At 68.4% G+C, this 21,281-nt stretch carries 18 protein-coding genes; 5 read left to right on the top strand and 13 right to left on the bottom strand.

Annotated features, from left to right (window positions below):
• Positions 1-5: 5 nt before the first annotated feature.
• Together FA743_RS06100 and FA743_RS06095 are read right to left on the bottom strand one after the other, a co-directional pair.
• Complete coding sequence (locus FA743_RS06100) at positions 6-1,232, bottom strand: N-acetylmuramoyl-L-alanine amidase (protein WP_136884979.1); 1,227 nt, start codon at positions 1,230-1,232, stop codon at positions 6-8.
• Positions 1,229-2,362 carry a pyridoxal phosphate-dependent aminotransferase gene (locus FA743_RS06095; RefSeq protein WP_136884978.1) on the bottom strand — a complete coding sequence of 378 codons (1,134 nt, stop codon included), beginning with the start codon at positions 2,360-2,362 and terminating at the stop codon, positions 1,229-1,231. Before FA743_RS06095 ends, FA743_RS06100 begins: the two co-directional genes overlap by 4 nt.
• A gap of 187 nt (positions 2,363-2,549) precedes the next feature.
• Between FA743_RS06095 and FA743_RS06090 the strand changes: the two genes are divergently transcribed.
• A complete protein-coding gene (locus FA743_RS06090; protein WP_136884977.1) occupies positions 2,550-3,302 on the top strand; it encodes a DsbA family protein in 753 nt (250 codons plus the stop codon).
• 43 nt (positions 3,303-3,345) lie between these two features.
• On the opposite strand, the gene FA743_RS06085 is transcribed toward FA743_RS06090, so the two are convergent.
• The 6 genes from FA743_RS06085 to FA743_RS06060 form a co-directional block, all read right to left on the bottom strand.
• Positions 3,346-4,779 (bottom strand): mannose-1-phosphate guanylyltransferase/mannose-6-phosphate isomerase, encoded by a 1,434-nt coding sequence (locus tag FA743_RS06085; RefSeq protein ID WP_136884976.1) that lies wholly within the window; start codon positions 4,777-4,779, stop codon positions 3,346-3,348.
• A gap of 215 nt (positions 4,780-4,994) precedes the next feature.
• Positions 4,995-8,609: a vitamin B12-dependent ribonucleotide reductase gene (locus FA743_RS06080; protein WP_136884975.1), complete on the bottom strand. Its 3,615-nt coding sequence runs from the start codon at positions 8,607-8,609 to the stop codon at positions 4,995-4,997.
• Positions 8,610-9,020: 411 nt separating this feature from the next.
• A complete protein-coding gene (locus FA743_RS06075) occupies positions 9,021-9,575 on the bottom strand; it encodes a 5-formyltetrahydrofolate cyclo-ligase (protein WP_136884974.1) in 555 nt (184 codons plus the stop codon).
• On the bottom strand, positions 9,572-10,972 hold the full coding sequence (mgtE, locus tag FA743_RS06070; protein WP_136884973.1) for a magnesium transporter: 1,401 nt from the start codon (positions 10,970-10,972) through the stop codon (positions 9,572-9,574). The genes FA743_RS06075 and mgtE overlap by 4 nt, the downstream gene beginning before the upstream one ends.
• Before the next feature lie 36 nt (positions 10,973-11,008).
• Complete coding sequence (locus tag FA743_RS06065; RefSeq protein ID WP_136884972.1) at positions 11,009-11,794, bottom strand: inositol monophosphatase family protein; 786 nt, start codon at positions 11,792-11,794, stop codon at positions 11,009-11,011.
• Between the two features lie 124 nt (positions 11,795-11,918).
• Entirely contained in the window at positions 11,919-12,278 is a 360-nt protein-coding gene (locus FA743_RS06060) for a helix-turn-helix domain-containing protein (protein WP_136884971.1), read from the bottom strand.
• Between the two features lie 189 nt (positions 12,279-12,467).
• Here FA743_RS06060 and FA743_RS06055 point away from each other — a divergent pair, with 189 nt between their 5' ends.
• Together FA743_RS06055 and FA743_RS06050 are read left to right on the top strand one after the other, a co-directional pair.
• Positions 12,468-13,436: an NADPH:quinone oxidoreductase family protein gene (locus FA743_RS06055; RefSeq protein WP_136884970.1), complete on the top strand. Its 969-nt coding sequence runs from the start codon at positions 12,468-12,470 to the stop codon at positions 13,434-13,436.
• Between the two features lie 105 nt (positions 13,437-13,541).
• Complete coding sequence (locus FA743_RS06050) at positions 13,542-14,288, top strand: Bax inhibitor-1/YccA family protein (protein ID WP_136884969.1); 747 nt, start codon at positions 13,542-13,544, stop codon at positions 14,286-14,288.
• Positions 14,289-14,356: 68 nt separating this feature from the next.
• Here FA743_RS06050 and FA743_RS06045 read toward each other — a convergent pair whose 3' ends face one another.
• The 4 genes from FA743_RS06045 to rplU form a co-directional block, all read right to left on the bottom strand.
• Positions 14,357-15,367: an LLM class flavin-dependent oxidoreductase gene (locus tag FA743_RS06045; protein WP_136884968.1), complete on the bottom strand. Its 1,011-nt coding sequence runs from the start codon at positions 15,365-15,367 to the stop codon at positions 14,357-14,359.
• A 120-nt stretch (positions 15,368-15,487) separates the two neighbouring features.
• On the bottom strand, positions 15,488-16,060 hold the full coding sequence (locus FA743_RS06040) for a GNAT family N-acetyltransferase (protein WP_136884967.1): 573 nt from the start codon (positions 16,058-16,060) through the stop codon (positions 15,488-15,490).
• A gap of 123 nt (positions 16,061-16,183) precedes the next feature.
• Entirely contained in the window at positions 16,184-16,456 is a 273-nt protein-coding gene (gene rpmA / locus FA743_RS06035) for a 50S ribosomal protein L27 (RefSeq protein WP_135312997.1), read from the bottom strand.
• Between the two features lie 12 nt (positions 16,457-16,468).
• Positions 16,469-16,882 (bottom strand): 50S ribosomal protein L21, encoded by a 414-nt coding sequence (gene rplU, locus FA743_RS06030; protein ID WP_136884966.1) that lies wholly within the window; start codon positions 16,880-16,882, stop codon positions 16,469-16,471.
• 301 nt (positions 16,883-17,183) lie between these two features.
• On the opposite strand from rplU, the gene FA743_RS06025 reads away from it, so the two are divergent.
• Positions 17,184-18,155, top strand: coding sequence for a zinc-binding metallopeptidase family protein (locus tag FA743_RS06025; RefSeq protein WP_136884965.1), 972 nt, complete (start codon positions 17,184-17,186; stop codon positions 18,153-18,155).
• Between the two features lie 18 nt (positions 18,156-18,173).
• On the opposite strand, the gene FA743_RS06020 is transcribed toward FA743_RS06025, so the two are convergent.
• Positions 18,174-19,991, bottom strand: coding sequence for an ABC-F family ATP-binding cassette domain-containing protein (locus FA743_RS06020; RefSeq protein WP_136884964.1), 1,818 nt, complete (start codon positions 19,989-19,991; stop codon positions 18,174-18,176).
• 127 nt (positions 19,992-20,118) lie between these two features.
• On the opposite strand from FA743_RS06020, the gene FA743_RS06015 reads away from it, so the two are divergent.
• Complete coding sequence (locus tag FA743_RS06015) at positions 20,119-21,117, top strand: Fe(3+) ABC transporter substrate-binding protein (RefSeq protein WP_136884963.1); 999 nt, start codon at positions 20,119-20,121, stop codon at positions 21,115-21,117.
• Positions 21,118-21,281: the final 164 nt, after the last annotated feature.

The raw sequence follows: 21,281 nt of genomic DNA, 5'->3' as shown, positions 1-21,281 counted from the left end.
GCCCGTCAGTGCCGCAGCAGCCCCGCGCGGGCCTGCTCGTCGCGCCACCAGCCGGTCGTGGCCTCGGCCACCGCCTCGACCATGCGCGCGCGCCATTCCGGATCGGTCAGGTTGGCCAGGTCGGTCTGGTCCGAGATGAAGCCCAGTTCCAGCAGCACTGACGGGATGTCGGGCGATTTCAGGACCGAGAAGGCCGCCCCCTGCACCGGGCGGCCATGCAGCCCGATGCCCCGCAACGCCATGCGCGAGGTCAGAAGCCGCGCGAAGGCCTCGGACCGGGGCTGGGTGTCCATGCGGGCGAAATCCATCAGCGCCATGGCCAGCGCATCGTCCTGCCCGCGCAGGTTCATCCCCGCCAGCAGGTCGTCGCGCTGATGGCGCAGTGCCAGCTGCGCCGCCGCCCGGTCGTCCGAGGCCGGGTTCCAGACATAGACCGTGGCCCCCGCCGCCTGTCCCTGAGGCAGTGCATCGGCATGCAGCGACATCAGCAGATGCGACCCCGAAGCCCGGGCGGCGGTCATCCGGTCCTCCAGCCGCACATAGACGTCGCTGTCGCGGGTCATGGCGACGGTGACGCCCCGCGCCTCCAGCGCCCGGCGCAGTTCCAGCGCGAAGGTCAGGACCAGCGCGGCCTCGGTATCCGTGCCCGCCTGCGCGCCGGGATCGAAGCCACCATGGCCCGGATCCAGCGTCACCGTCAGCCCCGGCGCGCGGGGCGGCGCCTCGGGCATCTGCGCGGGCTCGGGCAGGTTGCGCAACGCCGCCGCCGCCGAGGGGCGGGGCGAGAAATCGTCCGGCGCGACCGGCTCCAGCGCGACGCGCAGCCGCGCCTCGGGGCCTTGGGTCCGCAGGCCCGCGCGGGCCACGCGATAGGGGCCGGGCAGCTCGATCACCAGCCGCGACCAGCCGCGCCGGAAGCTGCCCCACCGGATCGCCGGGGCCATGTCATGGCCGAAAAGCTGCGCGGGGTCCTGCCCGGTCAGGTCGACGCCCTGCAGATCGACCACCAGCCGCGCCGGATCACCCACCAGGAAGGCCCGCCACGGCACGGGCCGGTCCAGCGCCAGCTGCAGCTGCAGCGCCTCGGGGCCGAAGACGCGCTGCCACCAGCCCGCAGGCGCGGGCGTCAGGGCCGATCCGCCCAAGGCCAGGCGCGCGGGTTCCGCCTGCGCCGCCTGGAAGGGCGCGGCCAGCAGCAGGACCAGCAGCAGAAGAAGGGCACGAAGCCTCATCGCGCCGCCATGAAGGCGGTGAGCCGGGCCAGGCCCTCGGCGATGTCCGCCGTGGCGCGGGCATAGGAAAAGCGCAGCGTCCGCGCGCCCCGGTCGGGGTCGAAATCGAGGCCCGGCGTGACCGCGACTCCGGCCTTTTCAAGGATCTCCGCCGCGAAGCTGACAGAATCCTCGGTCAGGTGCGACACGTCGGCATAGATGTAGAAAGCCCCCTCGGGCGGGGCGATGCGGTCGAAACCCGCGCGCGGCAGCCCCTCCAGCATCAGGCGGCGGTTTTCGGCATAGACGGCGCGGTTCGCCTCGGCCTCGGGGATGCAGTCCAGGGCGGCCAGCGCCGCGACCTGGCTGGCATGGGGCGGGCAGATGAACAGGTTCTGCGCCAGCCGCTCCACCGTGCGCACCATGTCGGGCGGCACCACCATCCAGCCCACCCGCCAGCCGGTCATCGAGAAATACTTGCTGAACGAGTTCACCACCACGACCTCGTCGGTCACCTCCAGCGCGCTGTGGCAGCGGTCGCCATAGGACAGCCCGTGATAGATCTCGTCCGAGATGACGGCCATGCCCCGCGCCCGCGCGGCCTCCGTCAGCGCCGCCAGTTCCGGCACCGTCAGCACCGTCCCCGAGGGGTTGCCGGGCGAGGCGAGGATCAGCCCCTCCGCCTCTGGCAGATCCTCGGGGCGCGGCTGATAGCGGTCCTCGGCCCGGGTCGGAATGCCCACAGGCGTCAGCGACATGGCCCGCAGGATCTGGCGATAGCTGGGATAGCCGGGGAAGCCCATCGCCACCCGGTCCCCCGCATCGAAAAGCGCCGAGAAGGCCAGGATGAACGCCCCGCTGCTGCCCGGCGTCACCACCACGCGCGCCGGGTCCAGATCGACCCCGTACCAGCGCCGGTACAGATCCGCGATCCCCTGCCGCAGCGCCGGCAGGCCAAGCGCCACGGTATAGCCCAGGGGCTGTTCCAGCGCCGCCGCCAGCGCGCGGCGCGCGCCTGTCGGGGCGGGGGTGCCGGGCTGGCCCACCTCCATGTGAATGATGTGGCGGCCCGCCGCCTCGGCTTGGGCGGCAGCCGCCATGACGTCCATCACGATGAACGGGTCTACCTGTCCGCGCAGGGAAGATCGCATGGCTCGGCCTCTTCTTTTTGGCATGGTAATAGCGCGGGACGCAGCCACGCTCCAGTTCTTTGCGCAACCTTTCATCGCGTCATGCGGGCGGCACGGGGGCGTCACGGGGGCGTGTTCGGCCATTCTTGCCAAAGCCCCCCGCCCCGGTCCAAGCTGCGCGCGACATGAACTGGAAGGTCCCTCCCGGATGACACGCCTGACCGCCGCCCTTCTGCTGAGCGCCAGCACCGCGCTTGCCACGCCCGCGCTGGCCTTCGACATCACCGCCATGACCGACGAGGAACAGGCGGCCTTCGGCGCGGCCGTGCGCGACTATCTGATGGAGAACCCCCAGGTCCTGATCGAATCGATCAACGTGCTGGAAGCGCGCCAAGCCGAGGCCGGGGCGCAGAACGACCTGGCGCTGGTGGCCGACAACCGCGAGGCGCTGTTCGACGACGGCTACAGCTGGATCGGCGGTAATCCCGAGGGTGACCTGACCATGGTCGAATTCATCGACTATCGCTGCGGCGTCTGCCGGCAGTTCAACCAGGAGGTCTTCGACGCCGTCGAGGAAGATGGCAACATCCGCCTGATCCTGAAGGAGTTTCCGATCTTGGGCGAGGACAGCGAGATGTCCAGCCGCTTCGCCATCGCGGTCCACCAGATCGCCGGCGACGAGGCCTATCTGCGCGCCCATGACGCGCTGATGGAGATGCGCGCGCCCGCCTCGATGGCCGCGCTGAAGGGCATCGCCCGGGACATCGACGTCGATGCCGACGCGATCGAGGCGCATATGCCGACCGAGGCGGTCACCGCGATCCTGCGCCGCAATCGCGAGCTGGGCGAGACCATGGCGATCGAGGGCACCCCCACCTTCGTCATCGGCGACCAGATGCTGCGCGGCGTGCCCCGCGTCGGCGTGGCCGAAACCATCACCCGCATCCGCGAGACGATGTAACCGGGCAGGGGGTCAGCGGTCTGCTGACCCCCTGCCCCAGGTCCTAGTCTGCCGAGCTGCGGGAATAGACGTCCTCGTAGCGGATGATGTCGTCCTCGCCCAGATAGCTGCCGGTCTGCACCTCGATCAGCACCATCGGCACCTTGCCGGGATTCTCCATCCGGTGGACGGCGCCCAGGGGGACGTAGATCGACTGGTTCTCGGTCACCAGCGTCACGCTGTCGTCGACGGTCACGCGTGCGGTGCCCGACACGACGATCCAGTGTTCCGACCGGTGGACATGGCTTTGCAGCGACAGCGCCGCGCCGGGCTTGACCACGATGCGCTTGACCTGGAAGCGGTCTGCCAAAGCCACCGTCTCGAACCAGCCCCAGGGGCGGTGGTCGCGGGGAAAGGCCTCGGCCTGCTTGGCACGCTTGGCCTTCAGCGCCGAGACCGCCAGCCGCACGTCCTGCGCCCGGCTGCGGTCCGCGACCAGCACCGCATCCGAGGTCGCCACGACCATCAGGTCGCGCAGCCCGATGCCCACGACCTTCAGGTCGTCGCTGTCCGAGCGCAGCAGCACGTCCTGACAGTCGATGGCGGTCGAGTTCGCATCCGCCACCACGCCATGCTCCGAGGGCGCGTGATCCAGCGCCTCGCGCCAGACCGCGTCCCAGCCCCCCAGATCCGACCAGCGCCCCGAGAACTGCACGACGGTCAGGTTGTCGGCCTTTTCCATCACCGCATAGTCGATGGAATTGTCCTCGACCGTCAGCCAGGGCGCCTTGGCCAGCCGCAGGAAGCCCAGATCCAGCTGGGCCTCGCTCAGCGCCTGCCCGACCGGGTCCAGATAGGCGGGGGCATGGGCGCGGAAGGCCTCGATCATCACCCGGGCGGAAAACAGGAAGATGCCCGCGTTCCACAGGTAATTGCCCGCCGCCAGCATCCGGTCGGCCCGGTCCGCGTCGGGCTTTTCGACGAAGCGCGCCAAGGGCTGGGGACCTGTGCCGGTCGAGGCCAGTTCCAGATAGCCGTAGCCCGTCTCGGCGCGGTCGGGGGTGATGCCGAAGGTGACGATCCGGCCCTGCCGCGCGGCCTCGGCCCCTTCGGCCACCGAGGCGGCGAAAGCTGCGGCATCCGGGATCACGTGATCCGAGGGCGCGACCAGCACCAGCCCCTCGGGGTCGGTTTCGGCCACCATCAGGGCGGCGGCGAGGATCGCGGGGGCGGTGTTGCGCCCGGCGGGCTCGATCACGATGCGCCCGGCCGCGATGCCCGCCTGTTCCAGCTGCTCGGCCACGATGAAGCGAAAATCGGAATTCGTCATCACCACCGGTGCGGCGAAATCCGGGCCCGACAGCCGCCGGGCCGAGGCCTGGAACAGCGTCTCGTCGCCCGTCAGCGCGGCGAACTGCTTGGGAAAGCTCTTGCGCGACACGGGCCACAGCCGCGTGCCCGAGCCGCCCGCCATCAGAACCGGGGTAATCTTGGTCATTCCAGTCTCCTTCCGGGCTGGCCTGCCCGCTGTCCCGAACACCGCGCACCCGGGTCGACACCACTCAAGGGCGAGTCGCCGCCCGCGTCAAGGCATGCCCAAGGCCCTAGCCCGAACGGTCTGAAACTTCCATCCGATCTTGCGATCCGCCCGGCCCCCGTGACCGAAAAGCCCCCCGGCGCACAGGCGTCGGGGGGCCGGGCGAGAGGCGGCGCTCAGCTGCAGCCGCTGGTGCCGCCGCAGGTGTTGCACTTCATGCAGGTGCCGTTGCGGACCAGCGTGTAGTTGCCGCATTCGCCGCAAGGATCGCCCTCGTAGCCCTGCATCCGGGCCTTGGCGCGCAGATCCATGCCGGTCTGGAAGACCGCCGCCCCCTCGGCCAGGCCGGTCGCCACGGCGGCGGTCGACACCCCTGCCTGCAGCGCCATCAGGTCCTGCGGCATCCGCTTGCGCAGGTATCCCGCACTGCTGATCTGCTTCAGCATGGTCAGCGACTTCAGCTCGGACTGGCGGGTAGCGGGGGCGCTGCGCCCCTCGTCCTCGCCGCCGCCCAGATCGTCGAAGCTGGCGCCGGTGGGCGCGACATGGGCCAGATCGGTGCGGTCCAGATAGCTGACGGCCAGCTCGCGGAACACGTAATCCAGGATCGAGGTCGCGTTCTTGATGCTGTCATTGCCCTGCACCATGCCCGCAGGCTCGAAGCGGGTGAAGGTGAAGGCATCCACGAACTCCTCCAGCGGCACGCCGTATTGCAGGCCCACCGACACGGCGATGGCGAAGTTGTTCATCATCGCCCGGAAGCCCGCACCCTCCTTGTGCATGTCGATGAAGATCTCGCCCAGCTTGCCGTCGTCATATTCGCCGGTGCGCAGATAGACCTTGTGCCCGCCCACGATGGCCTTCTGGGTATAGCCCTTGCGGCGCTGCGGCAGCTTTTCGCGATTGGAACGCACGATCTCCTTGACGATGATGCGTTCCACGATCTTCTCGGCCAGCACCACGGCCTTCTCGTGGGTCGAGCCATGGGCCAGAACCTCCTCGGCCTCCGCGTCATCCTCGACCAGCGCGCTTGCCAAGGGCTGCGACAGCTTGGATCCGTCGCGATAGAGCGCGTTGGCCTTGATCCCCAGGCTGTGGGACAGCTCATAGGCGGCCAGCGTCTCCTCGATCGAGGCGCTGGACGGCATGTTGATCGTCTTGCTGATCGCGCCCGAGATGAAGCTCTGCGCCGCCGCCATCATGCGGATATGGCTGTCCACCGACAGATAGCGTTTGCCGGTCTTGCCGCAGGCATTGGCGCAGTCGAAGACGGGCAGATGTTCGGCCTTCAGATGCGGCGCGCCTTCCAGCGTCATGGTCCCGCAGACATGGTCGTTGGCGGCGTCGATCTGGGCACGGGTGAAGCCCAGGTGGCGCAGCAGGTCGAAGGTCGGATCGGCCAGCCGGTCCGCCGGGATGCCAAGCGTGCCGCGGCAGAAATCCTCGCCCAGGGTCCATTGGTTGAAGACGAAGCGGATGTCGAAGGCCGAGGACAGCGCGCCCTCGACCTTCTCGATCTCGCGCGCCCCGAAGCCGTGACCGGCCAGCGAGGCATGGTTGATCGCCGGGCAGTTGCCAAGCGAGGCGTGGCCCACCGCATGGCCGATGATCTCCTCGATCTGGGCCGAGGGGTAGCCCAGCTTGGCCAGGGCTGCGGGCACGGACTGGTTGATGATCTTGAAATAGCCGCCGCCCGCCAGCTTCTTGAACTTGACCAGCGCGAAATCGGGCTCGATCCCGGTCGTGTCGCAATCCATGACCAGACCGATCGTTCCGGTGGGCGCGATGACCGTGGTCTGGGCGTTGCGGAAGCCATGCGCCTGGCCCAGGGCCAGCGCCTCGTCCCATGCGGCGCGGGCCAGGGCCGTCAGCGCGGGGTCGGGGCAGTTGGCGGCGTCCAGCGCCACGGGGGCGACGTTCACGCCCTCGCATTCCGTGCCGTGGGCGGCGGCGCGGTGGTTGCGGATCACCCGCAGCATATGGTCGGCGTTCCGCGCATGGCCGGGGAAGGCGCCCAGTTCGGCCGCCATCTCGGCGCTGGTCGCATAGGCCACGCCCGTCATGATGGCCGACAGCGCCCCGCACAGCGCGCGGCCCTCGGCGCTGTCATAACCCAGCCCCATGTTCATCAGAAGCCCGCCGATATTGGCGTATCCCAGCCCAAGCGTGCGGAAATCATAGCTGCGCTGCGCGATCTCCTTGCTGGGGAACTGTGCCATCAGCACGCTGATCTCCAGCGTGACGGTCCAGAGCCGGCTGGCATGGACATAGGCATCCGCGTCGAAGCGGTCCCCGGTCCAGAAGGTCAAGAGGTTCATCGAGGCCAGGTTGCAGGCCGTGTCGTCCAGGAACATGTATTCGCTGCAGGGATTGCTGCCCCGGATCGGCCCGTCCTCGGGGCAGGTGTGCCAGGCGTTGACCGTGTCGTGGAACTGGATGCCCGGATCGGCGCAGGCCCAGGCCGCGTGGCCGATCTGGTCCCACAGCTCGCGCGCGCTTACGGTCTTGGCGACGCGGCCATCGGTGCGGCGGATCAGCTCCCACGGGGCATCCTCGCGCACGGCGCGCAGGAAGGCATCCGTCACCCGGACCGAGTTGTTCGAGTTCTGGCCCGAGACGCTGACATAGGCCTCGGAATCCCAATCCGTGTCATAGGTCGGGAATTCGATGCTGTCGAAACCCTGCCGGGCATATTGCAGCACGCGGTTGATATAGGTCTCGGGGATCATCGACCGCTTGGCGGACCGGATCGCGGCCTTCAGGCCCGGATTGGCTGCCGGATCGGTGGCATCCGCCGCCGCCCCGTCCCAGGCCCGGATCGCCGCGAAAATGCCGTTCAGCTCGCGCTCGTGCAGCTTGGAGCCGGCGACGAGGCTGGCGACCTTCTGCTCCTCGATGACCTTCCAGTTCACGAAGGCCTCGATATCGGGATGGTCCATGTCGCAGATGACCATCTTGGCCGCCCGCCGCGTGGTGCCGCCCGACTTGATCGCGCCCGCCGCCCGGTCGCCGATCTTCAGGAATCCCATCAGGCCCGAGGACTTGCCGCCGCCCGACAGCTTCTCCCCCTCGCCGCGCAGGGACGAGAAGTTGGTGCCGGTGCCCGAGCCATACTTGAACAGCCGCGCCTCACGGACCCACAAGTCCATGATGCCGCCCTCGTTCACCAGATCGTCGCTGACCGACTGGATGAAGCAGGCATGGGGCTGGGGATGCTCATAGGCGCTGGTCGAGGCCTTCAGCTTGCCGGTCTGGTAATCGACATAGAAATGCCCCTGCCCCGGCCCGTCGATGCCATAGGCCCAGTGCAGGCCGGTGTTGAACCATTGCGGGCTGTTCGGCGCGGCCATCTGGCGGGCCAGCATTAAGCGCATCTCGTCGTGATAGGCGCGGGCATCTTCTTCTTTGGAAAAATACCCCCCTTTCCAGCCCCAATAGGTCCAAGCCCCGGCCAGCCGGTCGAAGACCTGCCGCGCGCTCGTCTCGCCACCAAAGCGCTGGTCTTCGGGCAGCTGCGCGAGCGCCGCCTCGTCGGCGACATGGCGGTAGAGGAACTCGGGAACGCCCCTCTCACGCACGGGCTTCAGCCGTGCGGGCACGCCCGCCCGGCGAAAGTATTTCTGCGCGATCACGTCGCTGGCGACCTGGCTCCAGCCCTGCGGGACCTCGACGGCCTCGTTGCGGAACACGATGGTGCCGTCGGGATTGCGGATCTCGCTCAGCGTGGTGGTGAAGCCCACGTCGCCATAGGCTCCGCCGGTCTGGGTGGTGAAACGCCGTTCGATCTTCATGGCCGACCTGTCCTATTCCTCATCCCGAAGGCCGCGCAACCGCAAGCACCCGCCCGGAGGCAGAGACGAGGGGCACGCGGCCCCGAGGGTGCAAGACAGGCGACGTTCTGGGGGCAGCCCCGTTCAGGGCTACCATATCTTGTGCCATTATGGCGATAACCCACAAATTGGTCTCATTTCGGCTGTCATTCAACTGATTTATTTCGCGACTGCGGCCCGAAAATCCGTTGACAGGGAAGGCGCAAAGACCCCGCCAGATTCGCACACAGGACCGGTGGCAAGGCCGTTCGGGATCCGGAAGGGCGCGGCATTTCCGCAAGCCCGACAGGGACTTGCCAAGGGTCGTTCAGCACTTGTCCACAGGCTTATCCGGGGCTCGTCCCCAGGTTGCGCACAGCCGGTGCAGAAACGTCACGCCAAGCGGGATTCCGCGCAGGGCCGGATCGGTCCGCGATCGGTTACAATCAGATCCAACGGCTGATCAAAGGGCTCTGCCGGGATGGCGGGCAGCTCCTGGACGGCAAAGGCCAGCCCGATGGCCTTCACCGGCCCAGATTTCCGCAGCAATTCCAGCGTCCTGTCGTAGAACCCGCCGCCATAGCCCAAGCGGTTGCCTGCCCGGTCGAACCCCGCCAGCGGCACGATCAGCACCGAGGGCGTCAGGACCGGCGCCGATTCGGGCGGATGCGCGGTGCCGAAGGGCCCGGGCTGCAACGCGTCCTCCTGCCAGAGGCGGAAGACCAGCGGCCGGGCGGGGCCGGTCACCACCGGCAGGACCACCGGGCCGTCATGGGCCGCCAGCGCGGGGCGTGGATCGGCCTCGCCGCGCATCGGCCAGTACCCGGCCAGCACCGCGCCAGGGTAAGCAGTCAGCGCCGCCGCCAGATGCCGGTCCAGCCCGCCCTGGTCGCCCCCCGCCGCGCGGGCGGCCAGCGCGCGGGCACGCAGGGCAGACTTGTCGGTCACGTCAGCACGCTGGAGGCAAGCCCGAGGAAGGCGAAGAACCCCACCACATCGGTCACCGTCGTCACGAAGGTCCCCGAGGCCAGCGCAGGGTCGGCCCCCGCCCGTTCCAGCGCCAGCGGGATCAGGATGCCCGCCAGCGCGGCGATGGCCATGTTCACGATCATCGCGATGCCGATGACCACCGCCAGCGACACCCCGTCGAACCAGACCCAGGCCACCACCCCCATGACGATGGCGAAGGCCAGCCCGTTCAGCAGCCCCACCGCAGCCTCGCGCCGCACGACGCGCCAGACATTGCTGCCCGACAGGCTGCGGGTCGCCAGGGCGCGCACCGCGACGGTCAGCGTCTGGGTTCCGGCGTTCCCGCCCATCGAGGCCACGATGGGCATCAGCACCGCAAGCGCCACGACCTCCTGGATGGTCGTCTCGAAGACCGCGATGACCAGCGAGGCCAGGATCGCCGTCACCAGATTGATCATCAGCCAGGGCAGGCGCTGGCGCAGCGTCTCGCGCACACTGTCCGAGATGTTGCTCTCGTCGCCCACGCCGGCCAGGCGCAGGATGTCCTCCTCGTGTTCCTCGTCCAGCACCGACATGGCGTCGTCGATGGTGATGACGCCCACCAGCCGGTCATGGCGGTCGACGACCGGGGCCGAGATCAGGTGATACTGGTTGAAGACATAGGCGACATCGCCCTCTTCGGCGAAGGCGCTGACGGTGCGGAAGCTCTCCTCGGCCAGATCGCGCATCGTCGCCTCGCGCGGCGAGGCCAGAAGCCGCCCGAGCGTGACATAGCCGGTGGGATGGCGGCGCGGATCGACCAGGATCACGTGATAGAACTGTTCGGGCAGCCACTCCTCGGCGCGGATGAAGTCGATGGTCTCGCCCGCGGTCCAGTGTTCGGGGGCGGTCACCACCTCGGATTGCATCAGGCGGCCGGCGGAATATTCGGGATAGGCCAGGGACTGGCGCACGGCGGCGGCATCGCTGTCATCCAGCGCCGACAGGATCCGGGCGCGCTCGGGCTCGTCCATGTCCTCGACCAGATCGACGACATCGTCGCTGTCCATCTCGCGCACGGCCTCGTCCACGACGGCACGGGGCAGCAGCTCCAGCACTTCGTCGCGGATCGATTCGTCGATTTCCGACAGGATCTCGCCGTCGATCTCGTCGGAATACATCACCAGGAACTGCCGGCGTCGGGCCGGCGCCAGCCGTTCGATCAGGTCGGCGATGTCGGCGGCATGCATCGGCTCCAGCGCGGCATTCAGCCCGGGCCGGTCCTGCTGGTCGATGGCCTCGTCGATGCGGGCCATCAGATCCGCGCCCAGGCCGTAATCGTCCTCGGTCCGGTCGGGCTGGGCCCTGCTCGGGTCGGTGTGCGGATCGTCGGCCATCATGCCCCCTGTCGGTCTGTGGTGGTGTAGGGCCTCTCAGCCGTTCAGCAGATCCAGCGCGGCGCGGTGCAGCTCGGCCGATCCTGCCGCGATGACCTGACCGCCCTCCGCCGCAGGTCCGCCCTGCCAGTCGGTGACGATCCCGCCCGCCGCCTCGACGACGGCCAGCGGTCCCGCGATGTCATAGGATTGCAGCCCGGCCTCGATCACCAGGTCGATCTGGCCAAGCGCCAGCAGCGCGTAGGCATAGCAGTCCAGCCCATAGCGCGTCAGCCGCACCCGGTCGGCGACCCGGTGAAAGGCCGCGGCCTCGTCGGGCGTGCCGATCTGGGGAAAGGTGGTCAGCAGCAGCGCGCCGTCCAGGCCAACGCCGGTGCGCACCTGCAGGGGGCGCGTCCCCAAGGGGCCGGTCAGCCGCGCCTGTCCTAGCCCGCCCTCGAAGCGCTCGCCCAGATAGGGCTGGTCGATCAGGCCGTAGAGGATGTCCCGCCCGTCCGAGAGGCCGATCAGAACCCCCCAGCTGGCCGCGCCGCAAAGGAAGGCGCGGGTGCCGTCGATCGGATCCAGGATCCAGGTCAGGCCGCTGCTGCCGGGGGTCGCGCCATATTCCTCGCCCAGGATGGCGTCATCGGGACGGGCCCGGGCCAGCACCTCGCGCATCGCCCGTTCGGCGGCGCGGTCGGCCTGGGTGACCGGGTCGAAGTCGGCGGTGCGCTTGTTGTCGGCAGCCAGATCGGCGTTGCGGAACCACGGCAGAATGGCCGCCCGCGCCGCGTCGGCCATCTCATGCGCGGTGCGGATGATCTGCAAAGCGTCCTGCATGGCGGCCTCCTGATGTCCCGGTCCGGACGGTGTAGCCGGTCCGGGGGCAAGGGGCCAGACGTCATGAGGCGCCGGTCAGGGCCGTCGTCCGGCGGCCACATGGCGCGCGGGACGACGGATGGGCTCAGGCCGCGTCGGACAGGACGCGCGCCAGTTCGAAGATCTGGCGGCGCTGCGCCTCGGGCATGCCGTAATAGGCACGCACCAGTTGCAGGGCTTCCTTGTCGGCGAAGATGTCGCCCTCGACCACGCCGGGCATCTCGCTGTCCATCAGGCCTTCGAAGAAGAAGCTGACCGGCACATCCACCGCCTGCGCAATGTCCCACAGACGCGAGGCCGAGACGCGGTTCATGCCGGTCTCGTATTTTTGGATCTGCTGGAACTTGATTCCGACCTTGTCGGCCAGCTGCTGCTGGGTCATCCCGATCATCCAGCGGCGATGCCGAATGCGCTTTCCGACGTGAACATCTACGCTGTGTTTCATTGACCAATCCCCTGCAATCACAAGCGGCAGTAACCCGGGGATGCACAATTTTCGAGTGTCAACTTCGGCAATTGCCGGTATTCTGACCAAAAGGACAGGTCAGTACAGTGCCGGCGAAGACCTGGCGCCCCGACCCTGCGATAGAAGGAACATGCCGCGAACCCGCAGCAGCCCCATCCCGGAGTACAGATGACCGACATGATTCGCGCCGCCCGCATCGAAACCCTGGGGCAGGATCCCGTGATCGCCCGGATCCCCCTGCCCCAGGCCCAGCCCGGACAGGTCCTGCTGCGCATGTCCGCCGCCGCGCTGAACTTTGCCGACGTCCTGCAGGCCAAGGGCCAGTATCAAGAGCGCCTGGCCCCGCCCTTCGTCCCGGGGCTGGAGGGGGCGGGCACCGTGCTGGCCTGTCCCCCGGACAGCGGCCTCGCCCCGGGGATGCGCGTGGTCGTCTCGGCCCCGGCGACGCTGGCCGAGGTGATCGCCGTCCCGCCGCAGGCCGTGCAGCCCATCCCCGATGCGATGAGCTTCGAACAGGCGGCGGGGTTCCAGGTGGCCTACGGGACCAGCCACCTGGCCCTGACCGCGCGGGGACAGCTGGCCGCGGGCCAGACGCTGGTCGTGCTGGGCGCCGCGGGCGGCGTCGGGCTGACGGCGGTGCAGATCGGCGTGGCGCTTGGCGCCCGGGTGATCGGCGTGGTGCGCGGCGCCGACAAGATGGCCCCGGTGCGTGAAGCCGGCGCGCAGGAGGTCGTCGACAGCACGGACTGCCCCGACCTGCGCGCCACCCTGCGCGAGATGGGGGGCGCGGATGTGATCTACGACCCCGTCGGCGCCGAGCCCGGCGAGGCCGCCTTCGGCGCGCTCCACCCCGGCGGGCATTTCCTGGCGATCGGCTTTGCCGGAGGCCGCCCGCCGGTCCTGCCGCTGAACCATGCGCTGGTCAAGAACATCACCATCCACGGCTTCTACTGGGGCAGCTATCGCAGCCTCGATCCCCAGGCCCTGCGCGCCAGCATGGCGGCGCTGTTCGAGCTGTTCGCGGCGGGCCGCCTGCACCCCGTCGCCAGCGACATCCTGCCGCTGGAGCGGGTGGCCGAGGGCTATGACCTGCTGCGGCAGGGGCGCAGCATCGGAAAGGTGGTCATCACCTTGTGAACGCGAACGCTTTGACAGGGGAACGGCATTGAAATGCGCGCCGTTTCGCCCGATATTGGCAGCATAGTCGGGCCAGACCCGACACGACCTTTTGGGGAGACTTCGATGGCAGATTACAACACGTACCGTACCGCGCAGGGCGTCGGCACCCGCCAGGCGGTGGTCGATCAGGGCCTGCGGGCCTACATGAACAAGGTTTATGGGCTGATGGCGGTCGGCATGGGTGTGACCGCCGTCGCCGCCTTCGGGATCTCGACCGCCGCCGTCTCGGCGGATGGTCAGTTGACCGGCCTCGGCGCCGCGATCTACACCTCGCCGCTGCGGTGGGTGATCATGTTCGCGCCGCTGCTGATGGTCTTCGCCTTCGGCGCCGCGATCAACCGGCTGTCCGTCACGGCGGCGACCGGCATGTTCTATGCCTTCGCGGCCCTGATGGGCCTGTCGATCAGCTCGATCTTTCTGGTCTACACCTCGGTGTCGATCGTGCAGACCTTCCTGGTGACGGCCATCGCCTTCGCCGGTCTGTCGCTCTACGGCTACACGACCAAGAAGGACCTGTCGGGCTGGGGCACCTTCCTGATGATGGGCCTGATCGGCCTGATCGTCGCCTCGATCGTCAACATCTTCCTGCAATCCTCGGCGATGCAGTTCGCGATCTCGGTCATCGGCGTGCTGATCTTCGCGGGCCTGACCGCCTATGACACGCAGAACATCAAGAACACCTACCTGCAGATGTCCGGCTCGGATGCCGACTTCATCGGCAAGTCCGCGATCATGGGCGCGCTGCGCCTCTACCTGGACTTCCTGAACCTGTTCATGTTCCTGCTGCAGTTCATGGGCAACCGCGAGTAATCCTCGCCACAGCCACTGAACACAAAAGGCCCCCGGATCGGGGGCCTTTTTTCATGGTGGGTGGCCGATCAGGCTGCCTGTTGCAAAGCCAGCCCCGAGGCCGCTTCAGCGGCGATCTCGAAGCTGCGCAGGCGCGCGGTGTGGTCATGGATCTGCCCGGTCAGGATCAGCTCGTCGGGGCGATAGGTCTCGACGAGCCGCGCCAGCTGATCCTCGACCTCGGCCCGTCCGCCGACCGCGCTGATGCGCAGGGAATGATCCACCGCCTGCCGCATGCCCGCGCCGATCTCGGCATCGATGTCGCGCACGGGGCGGGGCAGCTTGCCCGGCTGGCCGGTCCGCAGCCGCGCGAAGGCCAGCTGCATGGTGGTGCGCAGATAGGCCGCCTCACCCGCATCGTCCGCGGCAAAGACGTTCGCCGCCAGGATCGCATAGGGCTTGGATCCCCAAGGCGAGGGGCGGAACCGCTCGCGATAGATCGCCAGCGCGCGGTCCAGCTCGTCGGGGGCGAAATGGCTGGCAAAGGCATAGGGCAGGCCCAGATGCGCCGCCAGCTGAGCACCGAAGGTGCTGCTGCCCAGGATCCAGACCGGCAGGTTCGTGCCCTCGCCCGGCAGTGCCCGCACCGCCGCCCCGGGACGCTCGGGCCCCAGATAGTCCAGCAGCTCGACCACGTCCTGCGGAAAGCTGTCAGCCATCGGATCGCGGCGCAGCGCGCGCACCACGGCGCCGTCGCCGCCAGGCGCGCGGCCCAGCCCCAGATCGATGCGGTCGGGAAAGACGGTGGCCAGGGTCCCGAAGGCCTCGGCCACGGTCAGGGGCGCATGGTTGGGCAGCATGATGCCGCCCGCGCCCACGCGGATGGTCCGCGTCGCCTGCGCCACCAGCCCGATCAGGACGGCGGTCGCCGCACTGGCGATGCCGGGCATGTTGTGATGCTCGGCCAGCCAGAAGCGGTGATAGCCCCAGCCCTCGGCGCGCTGCGCCAGGTCGATCGTGTTGCGGATGGCATCCTGCGCCGTGCTGCCCTCGGGCACCGGCGACAGGTCGAGAAGGGAATAGGGGAGATGCTGTGTCATCCCCAGCATCTAGTCCGCCCGCCCGCCATTGCAATGACGGGCCTGCATTGGTCCGCAAATATCCTCGGGGGTGAATTGGCCGGCACGGCCAAGAGGGGGCGCGAGCGCCCCCTGCCACCCTCAGCCCATCTTGCGCAGATAGGTCCATGTGGGCACACGCGCGCCCCGTGCCACCGACCAGCTTTCGGCATCGCCCAGATAGACGAAGCCGCAATTGGTCAGCACCCGAGCCGAGCCGGGATTGTCCTGGAAGACCTCGGCGAACAGCGTCCGCGCGCCATGCGGGTTGGCCGCGACCAGCGCCGCGACGGCCTCGGTCGCGAAGCCCGTGTTCCAGAAGCCCGCGCCCACCCAGAAGCCCAGCTCGGACTGCGCGCCCTCCATCCGGGTCAGCGAGACGACGCCCAGCAGCTCGTCCAGCTGCTGATCGGATCCATCGATCGCCCAGACATCCTCGGTCCGGTCGGCCGTCAGTGCCCGCGCCACGAAATTTTCGGCCGCCCCGCGCGGCAGCGGATGGGGGATCGCGCGCGTCCCCTCGGCCACCCGGCGGTCGGCGGTGTAATGCGCGATCAGCCCGGCATCGGACACGCGCAACGGGCGCAATGTGAAACGTTCGGTCGTGATGACGGGCTGCAGCGGCGCCCCCGCATCGACGGTGCGGAGGTCGTCCAAGCGGCTCCCCTCCCTCATGGGTGCAGACATCACCATGTTTCCTCCCAGAAAAATCGATCAATCAAAAAACGGAACGCTCCAAATGGCGCGGGGGACCGGCTTTCGCCGATCCCCCCTTAACATCGAAATGTTGCGTTCGGGTTACTCGGCGGCCTCGAGGCTCGCGGGGACGATCGAGATGAACGTGCGGCCCTTCAGGCCCTTCTTGAAGCTCACGTGACCGTCGGTCAGCGCGAACAGGGTGTGATCCTTGCCCATGCCGACATTGACGCCCGGCCACCAGGTGGTGCCGCGCTGACGGGCAATGATGTTGCCGGCGATGGCGGCCTGGCCGCCGAACAGCTTGACGCCAAGACGGCGTCCCGCGCTGTCGCGGCCGTTGCGGGAGGAACCGCCTGCTTTCTTGTGTGCCATGGGTCGTTCTCCTTAGGCTTCAGCGGCGTCTTGGGCCGGTTTCGTGGCAGTGGCCGGCGCGTCGCTGGCCTCGGTCTTGGTGCGGGCGCCGACGGCGGTCTTCACGCCGGTCTTCTCGGCACCGCTTTCCAGAACGTCGGTGACGCGCAGCAGCGTCAGCTGCTGGCGATGGCCGCGCGTGCGCTGCGAGCTGTGCTTGCGGCGGCGCTTGACATAGGTCACGACCTTGTCGGCCTTGATCTGGTCGATCACCTCGGCCTGCACGCAGGCACCGGCGATCAGCGGCGCGCCTAGGGTCGAGCCGACCATCAGCACGTCGTTGAACTGGACCTTGTCGCCAGCGGCAGCGTTCAGCTTCTCGACACGCAGGACATCGCCCGCCTGCACCTTGTACTGCTTGCCGCCCGTTTTCAGAACTGCGAACATCGCGTCTTCCTTTGTCATCCGCGTCCTGCGGCCCCGGCCTTTCGGGCGGTGTTCACGGGGGTTTCCCCGCCTTCGGACTGCGCACCCCTGACAGGGTGTCGTTGAAATAAAATCGACCGGCCCAGGGCGCATGCCCGGCCGGTCCGGCGCATGTCGCCCATTCCGGCGCCCAAGTCAAGACCCCGACGGCCCTGCGCGCAGCCCGGGCAGGACTGCCGATCCAAGACAGGGCAGGACGGCGCGGAACCGTGCGCCCCCGGCCCGGCTTGTACCCTGCCAGTCACAGGACGCCGTTTCCCACATGCAACGTTTCTCTTGTCCCCAATGCGGGACACGCGCCTATTTCCACAACCTCACCTGTCTCTGCGGGGCCGAGATCAGCTTCGACCCGGTCGCGATGCAGATGAGCACCACCGCCGCCCATTGCGCCAACCGCCGCTCGATCGACTGCAACTGGTCGTCCCGCGCCCCCGGCAAGCTGTGCCGGTCCTGCGCCATGTCGCAGGTCGTGCCGGTCCTGCATGTGGGCGACAACCAGAACCTTCTGGCAGGGGCCGAACGCGCCAAGCGGTGGGTGCTGGTCAACCTGGCCCAATGGGGCTGGTTCACCGATGCCGACCCGGGCCGCCGCCCGCGCTTCCTGATGCTGTCCGAAGTCACGGGCGGGCGCGCGCAGCAGATCATCATGGGCCATGACGCCGGCGAGATCACCATCAACGTCACCGAGGCCGATGCGCTGATCCGCCTCAAGCGGCAGCGCGATCTGGGCGAGCAGTACCGGTCCATGGTCGGCCATTTCCGCCACGAGCTGGCGCATTTCCTGTTCGACCGCCTGTCCGCCGCGCCCGAGTTCCAACCGGCCTTCCGCGAGATCTTCGGGGACGAGCGTCAGGATTATGCCGAGGCGCTGCGCCGCCACTATGCCGAGCCGCAGGACCCGGGCGAGGATTACATCACCCCCTATGCCACCGCCCATCCCCACGAGGACTGGGCCGAGACGGTGGCCCACCTGCTGCACCTGACCGATTTCACCGACAGCTTCGTCAGCGCGGGCCTGAGCATGGAAGGCGTGCCCCCCGACTTCCAGCCCTATGCCGAAACAGACACGGCGCGCCTGCTGACCATCGCGGCCGAGGTCGCGATCGCGGTCAACGACATCAACCGCGCCTTGGACAACCGGGATCTGTATCCCTTCGTGCTGACCCTGCCGGTCGGGCGCAAGATCGCCTTCGCGCATGGCTGGCTGCGCGACCATCTGTCGCGCAACGCCTGACGGGCAGAGGGCGGCCGGTCAGACGGCCGCCTTCTCCTCCAGCGCCAGCCATTCCTCTTCCGCATCCATCAGCGCGGCCTGCCGTTCGCTCAGCGCCATGCTGGCCTTCTCGAACTTGGCGGGGGCCTGGGCGAAGAGGTCCGGATCGGCCATGAACTCGGACAGCTTGGCGATCTCGGCCTCCAGCCGGGCGATCAGGGCGGGCAGCTCCTCCAGCCGGTGCCGCTCGGTGAAGCTGAGGCCGCCCTTGCCCGGCTTGGCAGGCGCCGATGCGGGTGCGGCGGATGCCGGACGCGTCGACTGCGCCTGCGGTTCCTCGGGTTCGACCTGGCCCTTCTGGGCCTGATAGTCGGTCCAGCCGCCGGCATAGACGATGGCACGGCCATCGCCTTCCATCGCCACGGTGGTGTCGGCCACGCGGTCGATGAAATCGCGGTCGTGGCTGACCAGCAGCACGGTCCCGTCATATTCGCCCAAAAGGTCCTGCAGCAGGTCCAGCGTCTCGACATCCAGATCGTTGGTCGGTTCGTCCATCACCAAGAGGTTCGAGGGCCGCGCCATCAGCCGCGCCAGCAGCAGACGCGCCTTCTCGCCGCCCGACAGGCTGCGCACGGGCGCGCGGGCCTGCGCATCGTCGAACAGGAAATCCTTCAGATAGGCCACGACATGCTTGGGATTGCCCCGCACCATGACCTGATCGGCCCGGCCCGAGACGCGCATATCCGGATCGCCGGTCAGCGATTCCCAAAGGGTCTGGTCGGGGTTCAGCGCGGCGCGGGCCTGGTCGAAGACCGCGATGTCCAGATTGGTGCCCATCTGCACGGTCCCCTGGTCGGGGGCCAGCTCTCCGGTCAGCATCTTGATCAGCGTGGTCTTGCCCGCGCCGTTGGGGCCCACGAAGGCGATGCGGTCGCCACGCTGGATGCGCAGATCGAAGGGATGCAGGATCACCTTGTCGCCGAAGGCCTTCGAGATGCCCCGCGCCTCGACGACACGCTTGCCCGAGGTGGTACCGCTGTCGAAGGCCATCGCGGCGGTGCCCTGACGGCGGATCTGGCTGCTGCGCTCGGCCCGCAGGTCGGCCAGCGCGCGGACGCGGCCCTGGTTGCGCTTGCGGCGGGCGCTGATCCCCTCGACCGCCCACCGGGCCTCGGCCTTGATCTTGCGGTCCAGTTTGTGGCGGGCGTCATCCTCGGCCGCCCAGGTGGCCTCGCGCCATTCCTCGAACCCCTCGAAGCCGCGCTCCTGGCGGCGCACGGCGCCGCGGTCGATCCACAGCGTCGCCTTGGTCAGGCGGCGCAGGAAGGCGCGATCGTGGCTGATCAGCACGAAGCCCGCGCGGGTCTGGGACAGATGCTCCTCCAGCCAGCCGATCGCCTCGATGTCGAGATGGTTCGTCGGCTCGTCCAGCAGCATCAGTTCGGGCGCCTGTGCCAGCAGCCGGGCCAGCGCCGCGCGGCGGCGCTCCCCGCCCGAGGCGGTGGCCACGGGGCGGTCGGGGTCGAACTTCAGCCCCTCGGCGGCCATCTCGACGCGGTATTCCTCGCCATCGGGCAGCCCGTCGCGGGCGAAATCGCCAAGCGTCTCGAAGCCCGCCAGATCGGGATCCTGTTCCATGTAGCCGGTCGAGACGCCGGCGGAGAGGACGACCTCGCCCTTGTCGGCCTCGACGAAGCCCGCCATGACCTTCATCAGGGTGGACTTGCCCGAGCCGTTGCGCCCGACCAGCGCGACGCGGTCGCCCGGCTGGACGGTCAGGGAGAGACCGTCGAAAATGGGATCGCCGCCATAGGTCAGCGAAATCTCGGAAAGTTGCAGAAGGGGTGTGCGTGCCATGCCCGCGCCCTAGCGCGCAGGCCGCGCGCGGTCAATGCGTCCCGAACGTCGGGGGGTCGCGGTAATGCTTGACAGCTTTGGTCGGAATTGTCAGAAGGCGGGCAATATCCGACCAAAGGAGTTAACAATGCGTCCTGTCATCCTCGCCTCGCTTCTGGGAGCCACCGCCCTGCCCGCCTTCGCGCAGGAGGTGAACGTCTATTCGCACCGCCAGCCCGAGCTGATCCAGCCGCTGATCGACGCCTTCACCGCCGAGACGGGCATCACCGTGAACGCGGCCTTCGTCGACAAGGGCATGGTCGAGCGCCTGCAGGCCGAGGGCGACCGCTCGCCCGCCGATCTGGTGCTGACCGTGGACGTGGCCCGCTTGGGCGAGGTCAAGGAGGCGGGCGTGCTGCAGACGGTCGATGACGAGGCGCTGGACGTCATCCCCTCGGGCCTGCGCGACGACGACAACCAGTGGTTCGCCCTGACCACCCGCGCCCGCATCGTCTATGCCAGCACCGAGCGCGTGGCGGATGGCGAGGTCACCACCTACGAGGATCTGGCCGATCCGAAATGGGAAGGCCGCATCTGCACCCGCAGCTTCACCAACGACTACAACGTCGCGCTGACCGCCGCCTTCCTCGCCCATCACGGCGAGGAGGAGACCGTGGCCTGGCTGGAGGGCGTCAAGGGCAACCTGGCCAAGCGCCCCGAGGGCGGCGACCGCGATCAGGTCAAGTCGATCTGGTCGGGCGAATGCGACATCAGCCTGGGCAACACCTATTACATGGGCGCGATGCTGAAGGATGACGAGCAGAAGGACTGGGCCGAGGCCGTCCGCATCGTCTTCCCGACCTTCGAGGAGGGCGGCACGCATGTGAACGTCTCGGGCATGGCGATGACCGCCTCCGCCCCCAACCGCGACGCGGCGCTGCAGCTGATGGAGTTCCTGGCCAGCGACGAGGCGCAGCGCATCTATGCCGAGACGAACAACGAGTTCCCCGTTTCGGAAGGCGTGGAGCGGTCCGAGCTGGTTGCCAGCTGGGGCGATTTCACGCCGGACGATCTGCCCCTGTCCGAGATCTCGGACCTGCGCCCGCAGGCGCTGGACCTGATCGAGCGGGTGAATTTCGACGGTTGATCCGATAAGGCAGGGGGGCCAGCCCCCCGCCGTCCACCGGTCCTCGGACCGGTGGCGGACACGATGGACGGCCCCCGGGATATTTTTGCCAAGATGAAAGGGCGAGACGGAAGTGGTCTTTGCAAGGGAAAGGCGTGAGCAAGGGCTTGCGCCTTTTTTGATGG

Source organism: Paracoccus gahaiensis (assembly GCF_005048225.1).
GTDB classification, from domain to species: Bacteria; Pseudomonadota; Alphaproteobacteria; order Rhodobacterales; family Rhodobacteraceae; genus Paracoccus; species Paracoccus gahaiensis.
The sequence above is the reverse complement of the archived record's forward strand: the minus strand, read 5'-3'. Positions and strand labels throughout refer to the sequence as shown.